This is a genomic window from Puia sp. P3, from assembly GCF_050632245.1.
GTDB lineage: Bacteria > Bacteroidota > Bacteroidia > Chitinophagales > Chitinophagaceae > Puia.
This window is the reverse complement of sequence record NZ_CP192583.1, coordinates 33,616-51,448: the sequence shown is the minus strand read 5'-3', so window position 1 is coordinate 51,448 and position 17,833 is coordinate 33,616. Positions and strand designations below refer to the sequence as shown.

General features: G+C 55.2%; 25 protein-coding genes and 3 pseudogenes. 6 read left to right on the top strand and 22 right to left on the bottom strand.

Annotation, left to right across the window (positions count from 1 at the left end):
• Positions 1 to 57: 57 nt before the first annotated feature.
• The 3 genes and pseudogenes from ACQ86N_RS00310 to ACQ86N_RS00300 all read right to left on the bottom strand — a co-directional run bounded on the left by ACQ86N_RS00310 (position 58) and on the right by ACQ86N_RS00300 (position 1,022).
• On the bottom strand, positions 58 to 582 hold the full coding sequence (locus ACQ86N_RS00310; protein ID WP_431213426.1) for a substrate-binding domain-containing protein: 525 nt from the start codon (positions 580 to 582) through the stop codon (positions 58 to 60).
• A gap of 91 nt (positions 583 to 673) precedes the next feature.
• A pseudogene (locus ACQ86N_RS00305) lies at positions 674 to 832 on the bottom strand (hypothetical protein); the annotation flags it as partial.
• Complete coding sequence (locus ACQ86N_RS00300; protein WP_431213425.1) at positions 786 to 1,022, bottom strand: LacI family DNA-binding transcriptional regulator; 237 nt, start codon at positions 1,020 to 1,022, stop codon at positions 786 to 788. The gene ACQ86N_RS00300 and the pseudogene ACQ86N_RS00305, both read right to left, overlap by 47 nt.
• 125 nt (positions 1,023 to 1,147) lie before the next feature.
• On the opposite strand from ACQ86N_RS00300, the gene ACQ86N_RS00295 reads away from it, so the two are divergent.
• Entirely contained in the window at positions 1,148 to 2,137 is a 990-nt protein-coding gene (locus ACQ86N_RS00295) for a helix-turn-helix domain-containing protein (protein ID WP_431213424.1), read from the top strand.
• Positions 2,138 to 2,317: 180 nt separating this feature from the next.
• Here the strand turns inward: ACQ86N_RS00295 and ACQ86N_RS00290 are convergent, their stop codons facing one another.
• The 5 genes from ACQ86N_RS00290 to ACQ86N_RS00270 all read right to left on the bottom strand — a co-directional run bounded on the left by ACQ86N_RS00290 (position 2,318) and on the right by ACQ86N_RS00270 (position 4,332).
• On the bottom strand, positions 2,318 to 2,503 hold the full coding sequence (locus ACQ86N_RS00290) for a hypothetical protein (protein ID WP_431213423.1): 186 nt from the start codon (positions 2,501 to 2,503) through the stop codon (positions 2,318 to 2,320).
• A 66-nt stretch (positions 2,504 to 2,569) separates the two neighbouring features.
• The gene (locus ACQ86N_RS00285; protein WP_431213422.1) at positions 2,570 to 3,079 is read right to left on the bottom strand and encodes a helix-turn-helix domain-containing protein; all 510 of its coding nucleotides are present in this window, start codon (positions 3,077 to 3,079) and stop codon (positions 2,570 to 2,572) included.
• A gap of 65 nt (positions 3,080 to 3,144) precedes the next feature.
• Entirely contained in the window at positions 3,145 to 3,534 is a 390-nt protein-coding gene (locus tag ACQ86N_RS00280; protein ID WP_431213421.1) for a hypothetical protein, read from the bottom strand.
• Positions 3,535 to 3,544: 10 nt separating this feature from the next.
• Positions 3,545 to 4,096 (bottom strand): 3-keto-disaccharide hydrolase, encoded by a 552-nt coding sequence (locus ACQ86N_RS00275; RefSeq protein ID WP_431213420.1) that lies wholly within the window; start codon positions 4,094 to 4,096, stop codon positions 3,545 to 3,547.
• 41 nt (positions 4,097 to 4,137) lie between these two features.
• Positions 4,138 to 4,332 carry a hypothetical protein gene (locus tag ACQ86N_RS00270; protein ID WP_431213419.1) on the bottom strand — a complete coding sequence of 65 codons (195 nt, stop codon included), beginning with the start codon at positions 4,330 to 4,332 and terminating at the stop codon, positions 4,138 to 4,140.
• Between the two features lie 175 nt (positions 4,333 to 4,507).
• On the opposite strand from ACQ86N_RS00270, the gene ACQ86N_RS00265 reads away from it, so the two are divergent.
• The 5 genes from ACQ86N_RS00265 to ACQ86N_RS00245 all read left to right on the top strand — a co-directional run bounded on the left by ACQ86N_RS00265 (position 4,508) and on the right by ACQ86N_RS00245 (position 6,243).
• Positions 4,508 to 4,666: a hypothetical protein gene (locus ACQ86N_RS00265; protein ID WP_431213418.1), complete on the top strand. Its 159-nt coding sequence runs from the start codon at positions 4,508 to 4,510 to the stop codon at positions 4,664 to 4,666.
• A gap of 114 nt (positions 4,667 to 4,780) precedes the next feature.
• A complete protein-coding gene (locus tag ACQ86N_RS00260; protein ID WP_431213417.1) occupies positions 4,781 to 4,939 on the top strand; it encodes a hypothetical protein in 159 nt (52 codons plus the stop codon).
• A gap of 608 nt (positions 4,940 to 5,547) precedes the next feature.
• Positions 5,548 to 5,679, top strand: coding sequence for a hypothetical protein (locus ACQ86N_RS00255; protein ID WP_431213416.1), 132 nt, complete (start codon positions 5,548 to 5,550; stop codon positions 5,677 to 5,679).
• Entirely contained in the window at positions 5,657 to 5,908 is a 252-nt protein-coding gene (locus tag ACQ86N_RS00250; RefSeq protein WP_431213415.1) for a hypothetical protein, read from the top strand. Before ACQ86N_RS00255 ends, ACQ86N_RS00250 begins: the two co-directional genes overlap by 23 nt.
• Complete coding sequence (locus ACQ86N_RS00245) at positions 5,890 to 6,243, top strand: GMC family oxidoreductase (RefSeq protein ID WP_431213414.1); 354 nt, start codon at positions 5,890 to 5,892, stop codon at positions 6,241 to 6,243. The genes ACQ86N_RS00250 and ACQ86N_RS00245 overlap by 19 nt, the downstream gene beginning before the upstream one ends.
• 27 nt (positions 6,244 to 6,270) lie before the next feature.
• Here the strand turns inward: ACQ86N_RS00245 and ACQ86N_RS00240 are convergent, their stop codons facing one another.
• The 14 genes and pseudogenes from ACQ86N_RS00240 to ACQ86N_RS00175 all read right to left on the bottom strand — a co-directional run bounded on the left by ACQ86N_RS00240 (position 6,271) and on the right by ACQ86N_RS00175 (position 17,226).
• Positions 6,271 to 7,329 (bottom strand): mannonate dehydratase, encoded by a 1,059-nt coding sequence (locus ACQ86N_RS00240; protein ID WP_431213413.1) that lies wholly within the window; start codon positions 7,327 to 7,329, stop codon positions 6,271 to 6,273.
• 17 nt (positions 7,330 to 7,346) lie between these two features.
• On the bottom strand, positions 7,347 to 7,523 hold the full coding sequence (locus ACQ86N_RS00235; protein WP_431213412.1) for a hypothetical protein: 177 nt from the start codon (positions 7,521 to 7,523) through the stop codon (positions 7,347 to 7,349).
• Between the two features lie 14 nt (positions 7,524 to 7,537).
• The gene (locus ACQ86N_RS00230) at positions 7,538 to 8,038 is read right to left on the bottom strand and encodes an RraA family protein (RefSeq protein ID WP_431213411.1); all 501 of its coding nucleotides are present in this window, start codon (positions 8,036 to 8,038) and stop codon (positions 7,538 to 7,540) included.
• A gap of 66 nt (positions 8,039 to 8,104) precedes the next feature.
• Positions 8,105 to 8,518 carry a hypothetical protein gene (locus ACQ86N_RS00225; RefSeq protein WP_431213410.1) on the bottom strand — a complete coding sequence of 138 codons (414 nt, stop codon included), beginning with the start codon at positions 8,516 to 8,518 and terminating at the stop codon, positions 8,105 to 8,107.
• A 7-nt stretch (positions 8,519 to 8,525) separates the two neighbouring features.
• The gene (locus tag ACQ86N_RS00220) at positions 8,526 to 9,320 is read right to left on the bottom strand and encodes an SDR family NAD(P)-dependent oxidoreductase (RefSeq protein WP_431213409.1); all 795 of its coding nucleotides are present in this window, start codon (positions 9,318 to 9,320) and stop codon (positions 8,526 to 8,528) included.
• Positions 9,321 to 9,332: 12 nt separating this feature from the next.
• On the bottom strand, positions 9,333 to 10,538 hold the full coding sequence (locus ACQ86N_RS00215; protein ID WP_431213408.1) for a CaiB/BaiF CoA transferase family protein: 1,206 nt from the start codon (positions 10,536 to 10,538) through the stop codon (positions 9,333 to 9,335).
• Positions 10,528 to 11,069: pseudogene (locus ACQ86N_RS00210) on the bottom strand (M24 family metallopeptidase). Before ACQ86N_RS00210 ends, ACQ86N_RS00215 begins: the two are co-directional and overlap by 11 nt.
• Complete coding sequence (locus ACQ86N_RS00205; RefSeq protein ID WP_431213407.1) at positions 11,006 to 11,716, bottom strand: hypothetical protein; 711 nt, start codon at positions 11,714 to 11,716, stop codon at positions 11,006 to 11,008. The pseudogene ACQ86N_RS00210 and the gene ACQ86N_RS00205 overlap by 64 nt, the downstream one beginning before the upstream one ends.
• Before the next feature lie 3 nt (positions 11,717 to 11,719).
• Complete coding sequence (locus ACQ86N_RS00200; protein ID WP_431213406.1) at positions 11,720 to 12,487, bottom strand: enoyl-CoA hydratase/isomerase family protein; 768 nt, start codon at positions 12,485 to 12,487, stop codon at positions 11,720 to 11,722.
• Positions 12,474 to 13,622, bottom strand: a complete 1,149-nt coding sequence (locus tag ACQ86N_RS00195) for an ABC transporter substrate-binding protein (RefSeq protein WP_431213405.1) — start codon at positions 13,620 to 13,622, stop codon at positions 12,474 to 12,476. The genes ACQ86N_RS00200 and ACQ86N_RS00195 overlap by 14 nt, the downstream gene beginning before the upstream one ends.
• Entirely contained in the window at positions 13,619 to 13,777 is a 159-nt protein-coding gene (locus ACQ86N_RS00190; RefSeq protein WP_431213404.1) for an MFS transporter, read from the bottom strand. Before ACQ86N_RS00190 ends, ACQ86N_RS00195 begins: the two co-directional genes overlap by 4 nt.
• 91 nt (positions 13,778 to 13,868) lie before the next feature.
• Positions 13,869 to 15,023 (bottom strand): annotated as a pseudogene (locus tag ACQ86N_RS00185) (sugar porter family MFS transporter); the annotation flags it as partial.
• A gap of 2 nt (positions 15,024 to 15,025) precedes the next feature.
• Positions 15,026 to 15,595 carry a glycosyl hydrolase-related protein gene (locus ACQ86N_RS00180; protein WP_431213403.1) on the bottom strand — a complete coding sequence of 190 codons (570 nt, stop codon included), beginning with the start codon at positions 15,593 to 15,595 and terminating at the stop codon, positions 15,026 to 15,028.
• Positions 15,592 to 17,226, bottom strand: coding sequence for a hypothetical protein (locus ACQ86N_RS00175; protein WP_431213402.1), 1,635 nt, complete (start codon positions 17,224 to 17,226; stop codon positions 15,592 to 15,594). Before ACQ86N_RS00175 ends, ACQ86N_RS00180 begins: the two co-directional genes overlap by 4 nt.
• Between the last annotated feature and the right edge of the window lie 607 nt (positions 17,227 to 17,833).

Genomic DNA, 17,833 nt, shown 5'->3' with positions numbered 1-17,833 from the left:
TTGCCTGAAATCAATAAACCACCAACTTGCTTTCGATGATCATGTTCTCGGGGGGCGTCATTTCCGTGTGCCCGAGGCCGTTGAGCTGTCTGAAAAGCACTTCTGTAGCGAGTTTCCCTGTTCATAGGGGAACTGGTCGATGTACGCCAGCGGAGGTCTGTCGAGGTAGCGCGTCGTGGGGAGACTGGAATAGGTGACGAAATCGATGTCGTGATACCTGCCCGGCTTTACTTTTCGGAGATAGTGCATGGCGTCCAGCGACATGTAGTCGTTGAAAGTAATGATGGCCGTAGGCTTTATCCGGTGGGAAAGCAGCGCATCCATCGCCTCGTAGGTGCCGACGGTGGAGAGGTCGGCCGTCTTTATAAAATGTTCGTAGACTGGAAGGTTGTTTTTTCCGAGGCCTTCAAGATAGCCCTTCAGCCGTTCGTTCCTGATCGGCAGGTTGACCGGCCCGTTGATCAGGGCGATATGTTCGTGGCCTTTGGATACGAGGTAGCCGACGAGTTCCACCGTGGAGATGTCCAGGCGGCACCACACCGAGTTGATGTTTGGAACGTCGGGGACCCTGTCGAAGAACACGACGGGGATATTGTACTGCCTGCACTTTTCGAAGCTGGGCGATGTCGGGGGCGTTCCTTGAAATGGAGGCAACGATTCCGTCGACCCGCTGTTTGCGCATGGTTTCCAGGACCTTGACCTCGATATCATATTCGTCGCGGGTCTGGCTGATGAGGACGTTGTAGTTGTTGGCGTAGGCGCAGTCTTCGATGCCCGTGACTGCGCTATAGAAATACGCGTCCAGTGATGAAACGATGACCCCGATGGACATGGTTTTCTTTTTCGAAAAGCTGATCGCCATCTGGTTGGGCTCGTAGTTGAGTTCTTTGGCCGAGCTGTTGCACCCGCTGTGTCGTACGCAGGCCGATGGCCGGGTGATCCCTCAAAGCCCGCGACACGGTTGACTTTGAGAGCTTCAGTATGCGGGCTATTTCCTGTATGGTAGGGATCTTGTTTTGCATCGTTGCCTGTTTCAAATGTATAAAAATTCATGCAACCGGATGCGTGATTTTTTTTTGGGCAACCGGTTGCCTGCTTTTTCAATCGGCTTTGTGCATTAATATTGATCAACCAATAATGGTAGTTTATGCGTATCACGGAGGAGGACTATTCTTTTTTTTCCGAGGGGGCTCCGGCCATTCGGGAATCGAGATCGTATATATCGAAGAGGGCTCCGGCATTTTTATATCGGGCGACGAGCGGACTGTTTTTAGGATCGGGAGATATCATCATGACCGGAGCACAGCTGAATCGCCAGTACAGCCTGGATGTTCAATACGTCCGGGAGATGCGGGATCGTGTGCGGGTGTATGTGATCCGTTTCATGCCGGACTTCCTGGGCGAAACCTTCCTCAACCTGCTCGAGAATGGACAAATCAGACTGCTGCTGAGGAACGCCGACAGGGGCATCATGCCGGATGCGGCGAACCGCGTGGTCATACAGGACCTGATGATGCGGATGCTTCGCGCGGAAGGCGCCGGCAGGATCATTCTTTTGCTGGAGATACTTTCAACCATGTCCACCTCCGGCGAACTGCGTTATCTGACCACGGGCCGCAGGGGTATGCACCCCGACGAAGCCATCAGGCTCGAGCGTGTGCACCAATTCTCGCGCGAACATTTTTCAAGAAGGATTGGTCTGGAAGAGATCGCGGCCGTCGCCTACGTGAGTCCGAACTCCTTTTGCAGGTGGTTCAAGATGCGAACGAACAAGACCTTCTCCCGGTATCTTATCGAGCTGCGCGTTCGACACGCCTGTAGTATGCTGGCGGGCAGCAGGTACTGCGCAAAAAGGATCTGCAGCGACAGCGGTTTCAACTCTTTCTCCAATTTCCACAAATGCTTCAGGGATGTAATGGGCAAGAGTCCGCTGGAGTATCAGCGGGAGGTGCTCGAGGTAGCTGCGCTATTTATCGATGCTGTAGCTGAGCGACACAAGGCCGGTTTCGTAAGTTTTGGTTTCCAGCAGGGTCAATTTGGTGCGGCTGTTCTGCTCGTGGAACAAGGGCTTGCCGCTGCCGAGCAGCAAAGGATGTACCGACATCCACGAGCTGATCCACCAAACCTTCCTTCATAAGAGCGTCGGTAAGGGAAGCGCCGCCAAACAACCAGATGTCCCTGCCGGGCTGCTCCTTTATTCTGCGGGCTTCCGGCAATACTATCGCCCGATACAAGTACAGCGCCCTTTTTCACCGATGTCAGCGTTCTGGAAAATACATATTCCGTCATTGGCGGCATACCGGGTATCGTTGCATTATTATCGCCATCGGAGTGTTGCTGCATCATTTGCATAGCTCTTACGCCCAATGAAGATCGCGTCGATACGGGAAAAGAATTCTTTCAAACCATAGTCCTGGTCTGTAAGGCACCAGTCATATTCGCCGTTGGGTCCTTCGATGTATCCGTCCAGGGTTACAGCCAGACCCAGTATCAGTCGTCTCATGGTAATATCGTTTTTCTACAGCAAAATTACGGAGTCCAGCGTGGCTAAAATTGTACGAAACGGACATCAGTATAAAATGTCCCGTGCATGCGCCACCTCGCCGGGGGTATGGCCGGTGTATGCCTTATAGTCGCGGTTAAAATGGGCCTGGTCATAATAGCCGCTTTCATAGGCCACTTCGGTAAGCGAGAGCATGGGGTATTTTTTCAGGTGGTGCAATGATCTTATAAACCTGCAGGCACGTAGATACTCTTTTGGTGACAGGCCTACCTGTTGCTGAAACTTTCTTGCAAGATGGCGCTGGCTGAGGCCGGTACCATCAGTAAGCTGGCTTACCGGTATCAGACCACCGGACAGCTGCGCCTGCCTCAAACAGTAGACCATCTGCAAATCCTGCTGGTCACCGGCCAATTGCCGTAACAGATATTTTTGCGCCATGTCCACGCGCGCCTCGTTGGTGCGGGCGCCGGAGAGTCTGTCCTCCATCTCTTCGGCCATGCCACGCCATATATCAGACAGGTCCGCGGTAGTGTCGGTGAATGCATGCATCGGAACCCGGAAGAACGCGTATGCCATACCGGGATGAAAACATATGGCGAGGCAACCGGCCCCTTTTCGCATCTGCACGTCGATGGGCCGGCTCATTCGGAAGAAACAATGCTGCGTTTGTACAACTGGTCGCCGATGATGGCTACAGGTGTGCTGGTGAAGTTAACAAACAGTTCGACACAAGTATCCGGCAGAACGCGGATATGATCTGTGTCTGCATCCGCGTCGCAGTCCATAGTGCATATCAGCCTGATGTAAGGCTGCAGAGACGGAGTGATATTGTATAGTTGCAAACGCATATGCCAACAGGCTGGGCCGTTATGCGAGATATACGCCCCTATCCCTATCTGGCAGGTGTCAGTACGATATTCCTGTACTCGATCGCCCGGTGGTCCCCCTGCAGAAATATCGGTCCCGGCTCTCCCCTCATGACTGTCCAACGCGCCGCCGGTGATCCCCGGTATCTCAGAACGGCAGGTCACAGTCTTCCCGTTAAAAACGATGGTCACCAGCCTCCCCACCAGCGTTATATCGACACGTTTGCCATACGCCGGGCCCCTTCGAAGCCCGCTGCACAGGCGGCAGAAATCCATACACCCCGCCGATCACCTCGTTCGGCGCTACACCTCCTCCTTCTTCATCCTCGATCTGCACCTCATAACGTCCACGCAGATAGACGCCGCTGTTGCCGCCTTTGGGATAACGGAATTCGACATGCAGCCGGAAATCGGTGAACTTTTGATCGGTGACGATATTCGACCCCGGTCGCGGACTGCGCAGAATACCACCTTCCACCACCCATTGATTGGTCTTCCCCATAACATGCCACCCCGAAAGATCCTTTCCATTGAACAGGGTGATCCGGCTTACCCCATACCGGCACACCCTCCGCGCTGCAACACTGGCGCGCGGGTAACCTACCCAGCTAGGCGTTTCGCCATCCGGCATCACCATCGTACCCTCGAGGCTATCCCCCCGCACACTACCCTCTACATCCAAATTCCTGTCCTCGTTCTCCCACTGCGGCGGTATCGAAAACCGCATCGTCCCGTTCTCCGAGGTTCACCCGCGAGATCGGCCGCGAACTACCCCCGCCCCCCCACAAACCGTCCCACCATAAAACGCGAACCGGACCTGCAGACCTCCAGCCAGCTCGCAAAATCCCTCCCCGGCGCATGCACCGTGATATCCCATCGCCCCAATAAAGCCGTCGTGTCTCCCTGTGCCCGAACCGTGATGCCGGCCAGCGCCAGCGAAAAGATCAAAAATATTGTCTTCATGCATCCGAAGATAGGATCCACCCCCAGCGCCCCCTACAACCAGGTTAACAGGCATTACAATTATTTTATTCCTTTGGATCGTTAATATAGTGTCCAACTACCTTAAAATCGATCTGGCCCAACCAATGCCAATAGTCTATTTTGCACAACCTCGCCCCAATTTAAAACACATCACATGCCACAGGAGTCTCCTTCACTAAATAACAAAGCCAAAGAACAGAACACATACGATGCCATCGTTATCGGAACAGGCATCAGCGGCGGCTGGGCCATGAAAGAATTGACCGAAAAAGGGCTAAAGGTCCTGGCCCTCGAACGCGGCGGCAACGATTAGAACATATAAAAGATTATGATACAGCATCGATGAACCCATGGGATATGCCTCACCGGGGCAGCCTTACGAGAACGTTCACTTACTGAAAATCCTATTCTTTCCCGGGCCGGCGTAGTGGATGAATTCACCACAAAAATGTTCCTGAACGACAACGTCCACCCATATATACAGGATAAGCCCTTCGACTGGATACGTGGCTACCACGTCGGCGGCAGGAGCCTCATGTGGGGCAAGATGGACACAGCGATGGGGGACGGCGGATTTCGAAGCTAACGCAAAGAGGGCATCGGTATCGACTGGCCCATTCGCTACAAGGATATTGCACCCTGGTATAGTTATGTAGAAAAATTTGCAGGTATCTCAGGCAACAAGGATGGACTGGCACAAGTTCCCGACGGCGAATTTCTCCCCCTTTTGAGATGACAAAGCTCGAGCTGTATTTAAAACAAAGCATAGAAACCAATTTTCCGGGACGCAACCTGATCATCAGCAGAACAGCGAATCTCTCGATTGCAAAAGATATCCCATACTTCCCTCGGCCGCAATCATTGCCAGGCAAGAAATCTATGTAGCCGCGGATGCCCCTTTGGCGCCTACTTCAGCAGCACAATCCGCCACACTGCCGGCAGCCATGAAAACAAAGAATCTCACCTTACAAGCGAACGCCGTAGTACATTCCATTATTTATGATGAACAAAAGCAAAAGGCCACCGGCGTTCGGGTGATAGACTCTACATCAAAAACAATGACCGAAATACCATGCCCGCATCATTTTTCTGAATGCAGGTTCTATAAATTCCAACCTGCTGCTGCTGAACTCCACCTCTCACCGCTTCCCCAACGGCCTGGGCAACGACAGCGGGGTTCTCGGGCAGTATATCATGACCCATAATTACCGCGTCAGCGCAACTGCCACCTATGAAGGCATGACCGATAGCTACTATTATGGCAGAAGGCCAACCGGCGTCTATATACCAAGGTTCAGGAATTTTGGTAACGACAAAAGGGAATGATTTTAAAAGAGGCTATGCAATGGCCTGTTCGACCTACCGGCAGGGATGGGGTATGGGAAATAATACGGAAGGCATCGGCGCCGCCTTCAAAGACCAGCTGACAGAACCCGGGCCATGGGCCTTCTATGGAGTAGCAATGGGAGAAATGCTTCCTTATAAAGACAATCGCGTATGGCTTGATAAAAATGCAAAAGACTCCTGGGCATTCCTTTGCTTCATACCGATGTAAGCTGGCATGAAAATGAGGACAGGATGGCCGGAGACGCGGCGGAACAGATGCAGGAGATGCTTGACAAAGCCGGTCTTAAGAACATCCGGACCCACGATAATCACCAGGCGCCTGGAAGGGACATACACGAAATGGGTGGCTGCAGAATGGGCAATGACCCCAAAGACTCCATGCTAAACAAATGGAACCAGCTCCACGCCGTCAACAATGTCTTTGTAACAGACGGTGCCTGCATGACATCATCGGCCTGCCAAAACCCCTCCCTCACCTATATGGCGCTCACCGCAAGAGCCTGTGACCATGCGGTGAGTGAATTAAAGAAAGGCGACCTGTAATGCCGTGGAAGAACCGCGCACGCGGACTCAGCGCAGCATCTTCAAACAGGCATTCATATACCCCAGCGCATACGCCATCCCTGCATACCACGGCTGCCCGCAGCTCATCTGGGGCGTATGATCAGGGATCAATACCCCCTTGAATCCCGAACCTTTCAATATTCCGAGGATCTGGACCATATCGATGTCGCCCTCATCTACAAAAACCTCCCTGTATCGCGGCACCTTTCCCCTGACATTACGGAAATGGACATAGGCAATATCCTTTGCATATTCCTGCGTGGCGGCATAGACGTCCCCCTCTGTCATCTCGGCTATGGAGCCCAGGCAAAATTCGAGGGCGTTGCTCCTGCTGGGATAGATATCCAGCAGCTTTCGGTAAAGCTGCGGCTGGTAGACGAGTCTCGGCGTTCGCCGTATTCTCGGCATTGGCGGGTCATCGGGATGGGCCGCCAGCTTTACCCCTGCTTCCTCAGCCACCGGCACCAGTTCCCGTAAGAAATATTCCAGCCGGCTCCAGAGCTCTTCGTGACTGATATCGGGCAGATATCCCGGCGGCGCAGCCGGATCATAAACCATATTCCACACCATCCCGTTTGGAATGGGTCGCTCGTCCACGGAGTCCATACCCACAGACTGTGCACTGCCACGCGCAAAATTGCCCACGATCCTGCTGCTTACACCGGCCAGACTAAAATTATAACCCATGACCGGGATACCCGCCGCGCCGACATTCCGGATCATCTGCTTGAGTCCTTCCATCTGCCGCGCCTTCTTCGGCCCGTCCAATAAAATATCGTACCAATGGGCCGGATCAAAGTTTTCGATAGCTTCCAGCTCCAGGCCCGCCTCATTGATCGCCTTTTTCAGCGCCAGCAGCTCGTCCAGCGTCCACAGCCTGTCCGGGTCGCCGGCATAGCCCCAGCCGCTGTCATCACCGATAGGCTGGTTGTTCTTATTGCTTTGATTCCCCTTATTGAAATAGTCTACCAGGTGCACCACGATATGAGTACACCCGCATTGCCTTGCGAAATCGAAATGTTGCCGATCCAGCATATGCCTGTAAAGACCCAGTCCCAGCTTCATGATCCTTGTGTTTGCGATTATAAAATTCCGTACTTCTTAAAAGCCATCGTACTCGACATTCCCGCTTCGATCTCCTTCCTCACAAGTTTTTCTCCCCTCGCCTTTTCCAAAGCCCTGATGGTCACCTCATTTTCATGCTGACGGGGAATGACAACCACGCCATCTATGTCCCCGAAGACAAGATCACCCGGCATTACGATTACCCTGCCTATTTCGATCCGGCAACGGTAATCCGCCACCGGGTACGGACACAGGAATCCTGCGCATACCGCCCCCGGCTGAAGACAGGCCAGTCCTGCTCGAGCACTCGTGCCGTATCCCGGTAATACCCGTTGATCACAGCCCCGCAAGCCCCGCGCGCCTTCGCCGTCGCCGTCAATATCTCTCCCCAATAGGCACAACGCATATCCCCGCCGCTGGCTATATACACTTCGTTCTTCTGCAGCTGGTCGAGCGCTTCGGTGAGTTTCCCGAACGGCTGCCCCTGCGGACCATAGACATCGATCATCAATACGGGCATCGCCCTGCCTGCGACTTTGAAGTGCATTTGCGCGGGTTGTATCGGCTGAGGCAGGAATTGGTGATAGCAGCCCAGCTCATCCAATATATCTCCCACTACAGGCGTATACAGCTCGTTCCTGTACAACTCGAACAGCGATTCGTCATTCTGCCATACCGTCGGCTGTGCGGGCTCTCTTTCTGTTGACATTAGTGTTACTATTTAAAAATGGTATAATCATTATCGGGTCCGGAGTCATGCCTCCAATACAGTCATTCATGCCTCCAATACGGTCATGATTGCCTTCTTCAACCGGCCTTGTTCCCCGGCTGTCAGCGGCATATGGACATAATCGCCCAGATGCGTGTCATTTCGCTCTACGATGATCACGGAGGCATCCCGGTCCATGGCGATATTGTGCCAGGTGTTCGCGGGTATATTATAAGTGATCCCCTGCTGCATCCTGACGCACGTGAACGCTACAGCACCCGCCTCATTCGCCGTCGCGGCGATCAGCACAGCCGTTCCCCTCACCAGGACAAACACTTCATCCGTCAGCAAATGCTTGTCTATTTTCACGATCCCTTCCAGGTCCTGCGCTTCCATATGGTTCAGCTGCGCTACCTGCCATCCCTCCCTGATCAGAAAGGGATCATAGCCTTCGCCTTTAAATTCGTATGTCTCGATCATAGCTTCGTCATTTATTTGGTCTGGGATCATAAGGGATGGTGCTTTCCTTATAACCTCCGTCTATATAGATCTCGGTAGCCGTCAGATAAGCCGCCTTATCGCTCGCAAGGAACGCGCAGGTCCATGCCACATCGTCTACCGTCCCGATACGGCCGGCCGGTATCCACCCATTGAACTTTTCCCGACCGAATTTATCTATCTCCTCCCTGTTCATTTCCGTCTCGATCGCCCCGGGCGACACGGCGACAACACGCACACGATGAGACGCCAGCTCCAGCGCAAGACATTTGGTCATCATATTCAGCCCGGCCTTGGCTGAACAGTAATGTATCAATCCTTTCCGGGGTACCTTGTCGTGGATGGAGGATATATTCAGGATGACGCCGCTCTTCTGCGCCATCATCCTCCTCCCTGCTGCCTGCGCGCAGATGAAAGCACCACGAAGATTCACATTGAACACCCTGTCCCAGTCTTCCAGGTCGAGGTCAACGGCATGATCGATGGTCTCGCATCCCGCATTGTTCACCAATACATCGATACCGCCCCAATGCTCGTCGGCGAACCCGAAAAGCCCTGTTACTTCCTGCGCAACAGATATATTGGCCTCATATACCAATGCCTCCGTTTTGTATTGGCGCCGCAGCTCACCGGCCAGCGCCTGCGCAGGAGCCTCATCCCGCAAATGATTGATAAGTACGCGCGCTCCGCAAGCCGCCATGGTCCGGGCGATGGCCGCCCCGATCCCGCGGCTCGCACCTGTGATCAACACCCGCCGGTCTTTCAGATCGATGCTTGTATCCATAGTTCTTCTCTTTTATGAAGTTTTATCCGGAGACTGTATTACAGCCTGCACCTGCCCCTCTGTATACCCGCAGACCTCTTTCAGCACCTCCGCCGTATGTTCGCCAAGCAGTGGCGCCGGTCGCCGGATGCCCGCCGGTGTCACGCTGAACTGCACCGGTATACCCGTGGTGGTCACCTTGCCGGCAGTGGGATGATCGTATTCCACGATCATGGAATTGTGCCGCACCTGTGGGTCAACAGCCATTTCCCTGAATGTGTTCACCTGCGAGCACCAGACATCATGCGGCAGCAGCAGCTCCAGCCAATCGGCGGTGGTCTTTGTCCGGAATACTGCGGCAAAATCCGCGTAGATAGCGTCCCTCGACTCGATGATGTTATTGCCGTCGAATGCCTCCCGGTCATAGCCGGCCATGCCCATGATACCAGCCAGCCTGCGGACAGAATTCATGCCGATGGCAATATAGCTGTCCTTCGTAGGATACAGCCCATATGGCGCACCCAGCCAGGGATTAGGAATGCCGGTCGCGCTGCGCTCGGGGTTCTCACCCTTGTACAGATACGCGGTGATCTCCTGCGTATGAAAGGCTATGATGGAATTCAGGAGGCTGGCGTCGATGCGCTGGCCCTTGCCTGTCTGCCCGCGATAATACAATGCCGCCAGCACGGACTGAACGATAAACAGACTCGTCAGCAGGTCTGCCTGCCCCACCGCCGTTACAACGGGGATATCTCCGCTGCGGCCATTCAACCACGCGCCGCCCGCCAGCGACTGCGCCAGCAGATCCTGCCCCGGGCGGGTCCTGTATGGTCCATCTTTGCCGTATCCTGAACTCGCACAATAGATCAGTCCCGGCTGTTCCGCCTGCAAGGCTTCATACCCGATGCCGAGCCGGTCCATTACACCCGGCCTGAAATTCTCTATCACGATATCGCTCCTGGAAATAATATCCCGCGCCGCCTGCAACCCCTCCGGACTCTTCAGGTCCAGGGCAATGCTTCGCTTGTTCCTGTTGAAACCTAAAAATGAAATGCTTTCCCCTGCCGGATAAAGGTTGCCATAAGCATAGTGCCGCATCCAATCCCCGCCCGGCGGTTCGATCTTGATGATGTCGGCCCCCATATCGCCGAGCATTTGAGTAGCCCAGGGTCCCTGGACCAGCTGCGTGAAGTCCGCTACCCGCAAACCCGTTAACGCGCCTCTGCTATTATTTTCCATAAATAGGATTGCCTCCATTTAAATCCCGTGGGCTCCCGGAAAGTATCCGGTAGCCGCCGGCAGTGATCAATACATTGTCTTCTATTCGCAGCCCGCCGCCCAACGCCTCGCCATACACGCCCGGTTCTATGGTGATAACCATACCCTCCCGCAAGCTGCCCTTGCTGTATGGCGACAGAATGTCCCCGGGATCATGGTACCGAAAGCCCGTCTGGTGGCCCAGCGCGTGGGGAAAAAAGAACCGAATCCCGCCGCGGAGATCACGCTGCGCGCAGCACTGTCGACCTCCCGCATCAAAGCGCCCGGCCGCAAACAGGCAAATGCGGCCTTCTGGGCGCCTGCAACCGCCTCGTACATACGCTGCTGCCGGTTCACCGCATCTCCCACGACTGCCGTTCTCGTTATATCAGCCCAATAACCGTCCACACAAACCCCCATCTCCAGCACGACCAGCTCGCCCCGCACGATCACCTTACCGGTGCTTCTGTTGAACCGGCCTGCATCCGCGGAATGCGGACCGGATTGCACCATTGGCCACGCCTTAGCAAAGCCGACTCCCCCCGGCCATTCGTTTCCTGCACCGCCATTTCTATCATCGCCGCCAGCATAGCCTCCGTATGTCCCCCGCCCACCTCGCGGTAAAATACCTCCACGGCGCGGGCCGCCACCCGATGCGTTTTTTCCAATCCGGCGATATCCGTCGGCGTCTTTTGATCATATAGCCGCAGCAGCTCACCGTCTGTCTCCCTCCATCCCCCGGCACAGACTCCTTCCAGCCGCTGGACCAGGTCGCCCGGCAACGGCGGCTGCTCCCCCGACATCCGGCAGGGCGCGCTGCCGCCGATACTTTTCGTGAACGAGACAGCGCCATCTGCAAGCCCTCTTTTGAAAAGCTCTTTCTTTATAGCGCTGTACAACACCTCCCACGGATCGTTCCCGTCGGGAACACCCCACGGATATCTCTTTACAATGACGCCCTTCGGCAGGATGTCCTCCGGCTCCAGCTCAGGCACAAAAAGCACCGCCTCCCCATCCGCCGGGTATAACAACACCGACACACCCCATAAGGGCATATAACCCAGCATCATCACCAGTTCGTCCGGTCTCCAGAACAGCAGCGCCGCCAGCCCGTTTCGCCGCATCAGCTCTCCAACCATCTCCTTTCGTTGGCTATCCATCTGTTATTTACTTTTCTCTGTGAATTGTTTGATGAGCCTGGCCGCCTCAGGCGTATGGAACAACGCAGCCACGGACACCCCTTCCCTGTCCAGCCGGGTCTCAAATGGCGCCTCCGTCCCGGACGGTTCCAGCATCGCCTTGATCGCCTTCACCGCCAGAGCCGGCCTCCGCTGTAGCTTCTCCGCAAGCGCGCCAACTACGTCATCCAGCATCCCGTCTTCGGCCACCGCATGCACTATCCCCCACTCTTCCATCCGGGAGGCCGTATAGGACTGCCCCAGCAAGAGCATCTCTTTCACCCTTCCAATCCCTATTCTTTGCAATAGGCGTTGCGCGCCGCCACCTCCCGGTATCAACCCAAGGTGCACCTCCGGCAACCCCATCTTCGCCGAGGCAGCCGCTACAATCAGATCACAAGCCAGCGCGATCTCAAATCCGCCTCCCAACGCAAATCCATTCACGGCAGCAATAAAAGGGATCTCAGCCTGCTCGATCAATGCATACAACCGCCTCCCCTTCTCCTGGAATAGATTGAACTGCTCCGGCGTCTGCCGGCTGTATTCCTTTATATCCGCCCCGGCCATAAAGGCCCGCCCCCTTCCCGCTATGATCCCTACCGAGGCCGTCCCCGGACGGGTAATGACCTCCAGCGCATCGATGATCTCGTCCATCATACGTCTGTCCATGGCGTTCAGCGTCTCCGGTCTGTTGAAAGTCAACCGGGCTATGCCCTTGTCGATGTCGCAGGTGATCGTCTCATATCTTGTCATGACATATCAATTGATAGTGCTTATTCAATAGGGGCATCACAGCAGCCCCATCCGCCCCCTGTTTCGCCCACGCGTGTACGAGATCGGCGGCCTCCTCCTGGAACCGGTTGAACCCCGGCACGCCGGTTCGCCTGTAAGCCTTCCGCATCGTATCCAATGTGTTGATAAAAAACCCTCCGCTGTCCGAGTTGCACGCCGCGTCCCGCCAGGCCGACAAATGCCCGGGCTGGCCGCCATTGATATAATAGGTTGTCCGCTGGACCACGGGGTCCAGCACATATCGGATAAAATCCATACAAACGTCCCTGTTGACACTGCGGCCCGAGACGGCGATGCCGGCGCCGCCCAGCAACGTTGAGACATCCGACCCGCTGCGTCGCGGCGCATCCATAAAAACGAGCCGCCTTCCCGTAGCGTTCCTCCTTGAATAGTTCGTGTAGCCAAAACTAAATGGGCAATACACGATCTCATTCCCTGCCGCCATGCGGTCCAGCATCTGGATCGGATTCATCCGAAAAGAGTCCGGATGCAGGAATGCCCGCCATTCCTGCAGCTGCGCCAACGCATAGCAGCCGGCAGCCTCATCGATGCCGGACCGTGTAAAGATCTCTCCTCCCTTATACTGAACACACAACGTGAGAAAGACGCACCAGATGTCAGTAGGACATAGCGGGACCGCGATAAATTTACCTTCCGGGAGCCGATGCGCCGCCGCCCTCAGTCCTTGCGTCTCCACCGGCGGCTCCCATCCGATACCACCCGCCAGGTCCTTACGGATCACCGCCACCTGTGCGGCGGCATCCACCGGCAACGCATAATGCCGGCCCTTCCATTCATAACTATCATAGGATGGCCCTACGCTCTCCGCGGCCTGCACCGCAAAAAAACTTTTCGGAAGATAGTCTTCCAGCGGCAGCAGCAACGATTTCGAGGCCGCCTCTCCCATATAGGGATGATCGATAACGATCAGGTCATAAAGGTCCACCAGCTTTTCTACAGGCATGTCCCCGAATTCCTTCAACGTCCGCACATCCCAGTCCAATACTATTCCGCTGCTGCGGCCCCATTCCGTCGCCACAGCCCTTAAAGGCTGATAGCCGCGGGGATGGTCCCAAGTGATCCCTTTTATTCTCATAGTCTGTCGTTGATCATTTTATGTTCTCCTTTCGTCCACTGTCGTTCGATCTCCTCCAGGGTACGACCCTTCGTCTCCGGCACCGTGCTCCTGACAAAGAATATCGCCGGGACCATCGATACGCCGTACAGCACAAAAGCGACGCCGATGCCCACCTCCTCCCGCAGCAATGGATAGGTCTGCGTCACGAAAGTAGATCCCAAAAAAGCGACAAGGTACCGATCGACATGGCCCTCCCCGGATATGGGTTGGATAGATCTCCGCAATGACGACCCATACGCCAGGGCCGATGGTTGCCGCAAATACCGCGATATAAAAGACAAAAGAACCCAGCATCAACCCCTTTCCTCCGTCACCCAGAAAGAGCAGACCAATCGACAACAGCGCCACGCACAATCCGGCAAAGCCCCAGATAAGCACGGGCTTCCTTCCCCAATGGTCGATCTTCCAGATGGCTACGAACGTAAAGATCATGTTGAAAAATCCGATAACGGATGCGCTCCCCATGGCCGACCCCGACCGGAAACCGGCCTGTTCGAAAATGGCTGGCGCATAGTACATGACGGTAGTAATGCCCGTCAGCTGGCTGAGGAAGGGCAATACGATCCCGATAACCAGTGCTTTTCTGATCCCCGGCGCCAGCAATTGGCGGAAACTGCCCTGACCCTCCTCGGCAATGACCAGCGATATCTCTTGCAGTTCGGCGGCAGCCTGCTGCTGACCGCTGATACGACACAATATCCCGTAGGCCTGACTGCCCCGTCCTTCCTTTACCAGCCATCGTGGGCTCTCCGGTACAAAGAGCAGCATCAGAAGAAATAATAGCGCCGGGATCATATTGGACCCCAGCATGCCACGCCACACCTGTCCGGCCAGATAATAATGCAGCAACCCACCCTCGCGGCCGGCATGCGCGGCAGCGTATGAAAGCAATAATGAATTTGACAGGTAAGAACACAAAATGCCCAAAGTGATGGCCAGCTGATAGATGGACACCAGCCTCCCCCTTAAATTCGCAGGCGCCAGCTCGGCGATGAACATCGGCGCTACCATGGCAGCAAAACCTACCCCGACACCCCCGACGATCCGCGCCCCCACCAGCACGGCCGGCCCACCCGCCGTCATACAGCCCACCGCCGAAACAATAAACAGCAACGCCGAAGCCACCAACAGCCTCTTCCGCCCATACTTGTCCGAAAGATAGCCGGCAATCGCCGCACCCGCCACGCATCCTACCAGCGCCGAGCTCATGACCCACCCCTCCATCGCAGGACTCAGCCTGAACTGTATCCGCAGAAAATTCACAGCGCCCGATATGACAGCCGTGTCAAATCCGAAAAGGAAACCTCCCATTCCGGCGGTGGCGCAGATCCCCGTCAGATATATTTTGCCTTTGATCATCGTTATTTTTTAAATCCAATGGAATACGTCTCGATCCTGCTTCCATCAATAGTACCGCGTATACTATCGCCCTGCTGATCCAATGTTTGTTCTTCCTCTTCTATGAGACTTACTCTTTTCAACGTCTTCGCCGCCCTGAACAAATGGATCTCGTTCTGCAGCGGGGCCCTGTCCATGTTCACAACGCGCAGGATGATCTCTTCATTATTATCGGCTTTCTTGACGGCCGTGATCATCGTACCCGGCGCAGATGATCCGAAGAAGCTCATCCGCTCCGGCAAAGACGCACCCTTACCCCGGACGGAGTAAACGGCATACAAGGGGTGATTGTTTCCCAGGCCAAAAACAAATGCCCGCTTCCAGTCCGGTAAGTGCGAGCTGATACTGAGCCGGAATATATGCCGCCCCCGCTGCTCGTACCAGGGCCCCTCTCCATGACAGCTCTTCTGCGTCGTCAGCATCACCGCCTGCAGTACCGGATAGGATACGGCATCCCTCGCCGGATCGATATAGTCGAACACGGCCATCCTCGAGGCCATCGTGATCCCGATATTCCCGGCCGTAGCCGTCACAAAATTCTGTGATTCCCGGGGTGTATCTCCTCCGGCTTTTGCCGGTAGGTGCCATCCCACGCCCATCCGCCGGGCCGCATAGAGAGCTCCGTTCCGTGAACCGCGGCCATACCCATCGGCACATCGTAGCGGATGTCCGCGGCAGACATGTTAAGAGGCAACGCAAAACTCAGCTGCCTGCTCCGGATACCCTTCCAGTTGGGCAGCTCGTATTCGAAGTCAATTTTCTTCCACTGGCGGTATACGATGATCCGCTCGATAATGTCGTCGCTGCCAAGCCTGTTCCTGTTCTCGAATATAGTAAGCACAGGCCCATCGCTGGTCCTTCGCCAGTTGGCCTCATGGTTGCTCAGCTTATCGAAATTACGCATGTTGGGAGGCGTTATTTCGGTAAACTCTCCTGCATCCAGCCCATCATAGCCCAGATCGAGGACGTCGCCCCCGGCGTAGCGGGTAGTGTTTAAAAGTTCCTGCCCAAGCTCCTTGTCATAAAGACTCCTGATACCCCCGTTGCCAAAGGATATCCGATACCACGCATTCTCATATCCATTGACCGGCTCCCCCGTACCGATCGGCGAACCGGGCTCCGGCGCGGTCGAAAGATAGTAGGTGTCATACCCCACAGCAGGGACCTTCTTCGCCAGAATAGCGATACCCCGCCCCTCCTCTGTCATGATGGATTGAGAAGGCACGGTATTCCCCTCCGAATCACGCACCACATACTGCTTCAGACTGTCCTTCACGGGCAGCACGGCGAGCGCATCCCGCTGCCAGCTGAGGTCATTGAATACCACCACAGAGGCCGGACCCTTGACTGCCACCTTCGCCGCAATACGGCGGAGGGCGGGATATAAAGTGGCCAGCGCAATGCTGTCACCCGTCTCCAGATACGACCGATAAATGCTATCTGTGATATCGCCGTGCTTGCCACCCCAACCATGGTCCGGGTAGATGGATTTATACCAGGCGGTGTCGAACAAGCTCCTGGGGTAGACCGACCACTGGCCGTCCAGCAGCCCGGCTATGGAATTGAAGCACTCGGATGCGGGCAGATCAACAGCAGCCGCCCGCTTGGCAGCGATCGCTTCATAATGCGCCGGCCCGTGAATATAAAGCCACAGATCCGGCCTTTCCCCCGAGATAGAGTCGATGCGAGCCTGCGGCACATCCACGGCATCCAGGAACTGGTCTGCAGTAGTATACCGGAGCCGCGGTACGGAGATCCCCATGTCTTCCACCAGCCTGTTCCATTCCTTAAGTACACGGTCATAGTATACCGGGCCCGACGCGTCATTGCTGATGACGACGGCATAATGCGGCGGTATATTTCGTGACGCGTAATAGCCGTTCCAGTTCTTCAGCACCTCGTGCAGCTTGTGCATCGCCGTAGGTGCATCGACATCGAAATATTTATAGAACATAACTGCCCATCCGTAGTTGCCGGGGCTATAGGTAAATATCTTCGACCCATCGGGACTATACCAGTTGAAAAATCCCTCTTTGAACCGGCTGATAAACAGATGCTTTACTCCCCCGCGCGCCAGTATCTGCGGCAACTGTGGCGTCCGGCCCGGCACATCCACATTGAACGCCGTCCGGGCATCGATACGTCCCTTGAAATATTCCTTCATCCAGCTCCGTCCGAGATACAGCTGACGCACCAGCTTGCTCGCCCGACTCCATGCCCTCATACGGCTGATTAAAAGTGGCACCCCAGCCGAACTGCCCCTGCTGATAGCAGCGGACGGCTTCATCCGCATAGGCAGGGTTTTCCTTAACAAGCTCCATAAGATTCAGCGTCTGCTCCATGCCAAATCGGAATGCGCTGTCCTTCCTTATAATCCCCATGGCGGGCACGATGATCTTTTCGATTCGCTCCATCCGGCACGAGTCGGGCGTGTTCATCCACGCAATATCCTGGTGAGACGACGAAATGATATCGATCGTTCCATTGGCAAAATAGCTCCAGTCGCGGGGCACATAAGGTTCGAACTCCTGTACAAGAACTTCCCGCCCGTTCTGTTTGAAAACAAGCAGGCCCCTGTCTCCCGTCAGCGGTAGTTGCAGCCTCAAAGAATCGCCGTCCGCGGCAAATTCCAGCCGTTTGCCGGACAGCTCTACGGTAAGGCCGTTCTTCTTTCCTTTATAGACGATGACTGCACCCGCCTGCATCTGTCCATTCTTCTTTTCATACCTCATAGGATGCGGATACACCAGCTTCGCCTGCTGCGCGCCGGC

Bases quoted from the DNA above. Each gene is read 5' to 3' on its own strand.
- ACQ86N_RS00300 (WP_431213425.1), bottom strand. From the start codon at position 1,022: ATGCAAAACAAGATCCCTACCATACAGGAAATAGCCCGCATACTGAAG.
- ACQ86N_RS00295 (WP_431213424.1), top strand. From the start codon at position 1,148: ATGCGTATCACGGAGGAGGACTATTCTTTTTTTTCCGAGGGGGCTCCG.
- ACQ86N_RS00290 (WP_431213423.1), bottom strand. From the start codon at position 2,503: ATGAGACGACTGATACTGGGTCTGGCTGTAACCCTGGACGGATACATC.
- ACQ86N_RS00285 (WP_431213422.1), bottom strand. From the start codon at position 3,079: ATGGCATACGCGTTCTTCCGGGTTCCGATGCATGCATTCACCGACACT.
- ACQ86N_RS00275 (WP_431213420.1), bottom strand. From the start codon at position 4,096: ATGCGGTTTTCGATACCGCCGCAGTGGGAGAACGAGGACAGGAATTTG.
- ACQ86N_RS00270 (WP_431213419.1), bottom strand. From the start codon at position 4,332: ATGAAGACAATATTTTTGATCTTTTCGCTGGCGCTGGCCGGCATCACG.
- ACQ86N_RS00265 (WP_431213418.1), top strand. From the start codon at position 4,508: ATGCCACAGGAGTCTCCTTCACTAAATAACAAAGCCAAAGAACAGAAC.
- ACQ86N_RS00255 (WP_431213416.1), top strand. From the start codon at position 5,548: ATGACCCATAATTACCGCGTCAGCGCAACTGCCACCTATGAAGGCATG.
- ACQ86N_RS00240 (WP_431213413.1), bottom strand. From the start codon at position 7,329: ATGAAGCTGGGACTGGGTCTTTACAGGCATATGCTGGATCGGCAACAT.
- ACQ86N_RS00235 (WP_431213412.1), bottom strand. From the start codon at position 7,523: ATGCCGGGTGATCTTGTCTTCGGGGACATAGATGGCGTGGTTGTCATT.
- ACQ86N_RS00230 (WP_431213411.1), bottom strand. From the start codon at position 8,038: ATGTCAACAGAAAGAGAGCCCGCACAGCCGACGGTATGGCAGAATGAC.
- ACQ86N_RS00225 (WP_431213410.1), bottom strand. From the start codon at position 8,518: ATGATCGAGACATACGAATTTAAAGGCGAAGGCTATGATCCCTTTCTG.
- ACQ86N_RS00220 (WP_431213409.1), bottom strand. From the start codon at position 9,320: ATGGATACAAGCATCGATCTGAAAGACCGGCGGGTGTTGATCACAGGT.
- ACQ86N_RS00215 (WP_431213408.1), bottom strand. From the start codon at position 10,538: ATGGAAAATAATAGCAGAGGCGCGTTAACGGGTTTGCGGGTAGCGGAC.
- ACQ86N_RS00205 (WP_431213407.1), bottom strand. From the start codon at position 11,716: ATGGATAGCCAACGAAAGGAGATGGTTGGAGAGCTGATGCGGCGAAAC.
- ACQ86N_RS00200 (WP_431213406.1), bottom strand. From the start codon at position 12,487: ATGACAAGATATGAGACGATCACCTGCGACATCGACAAGGGCATAGCC.
- ACQ86N_RS00195 (WP_431213405.1), bottom strand. From the start codon at position 13,622: ATGAGAATAAAAGGGATCACTTGGGACCATCCCCGCGGCTATCAGCCT.
- ACQ86N_RS00175 (WP_431213402.1), bottom strand. From the start codon at position 17,226: ATGAAGGAATATTTCAAGGGACGTATCGATGCCCGGACGGCGTTCAAT.